Source organism: Sporosarcina aquimarina, assembly GCF_019748715.1.
Classification (GTDB): domain Bacteria; phylum Bacillota; class Bacilli; order Bacillales_A; family Planococcaceae; genus Sporosarcina; species Sporosarcina newyorkensis.
In genome coordinates this window covers 1-250 of the sequence record NZ_JACLBZ010000064.1, presented here as the reverse complement: position 1 = coordinate 250, position 250 = coordinate 1, and the positions used below count along the sequence as shown (strand labels likewise).

Annotated in this window: 2 tRNA genes; both read left to right on the top strand. The window is 55.2% G+C overall.

Annotation, left to right across the window (positions count from 1 at the left end):
• Nucleotides 1-53: 53 nt before the first annotated feature.
• Nucleotides 54-135 (top strand) — tRNA-Leu (locus tag H7J92_RS17570).
• Between the two features lie 7 nt (nt 136-142).
• A tRNA-Gly gene (locus tag H7J92_RS17565) sits at nt 143-214 on the top strand.
• The last annotated feature ends 36 nt before the right edge of the window (nt 215-250 follow it).

Below are 250 nucleotides of genomic sequence, written 5' to 3'. Positions count from 1 at the left end.
GGTCACAGGTTCGAATCCTGTATGGCTCACCATTTTTATCGCAGTAATATAACGCGGGTGTGGTGGAACTGGCAGACACGCTAGACTTAGGATCTAGTGCCTTCGGGCGTGGGGGTTCGACTCCCTTCACCCGCACTTTTTTGCGGAAGTAGTTCAGTGGTAGAATACGACCTTGCCAAGGTCGGGGTCGCGGGTTCGAATCCCGTCTTCCGCTTTTTCACTCTTGCCGGGGTGGCGGAACTGGCAGACG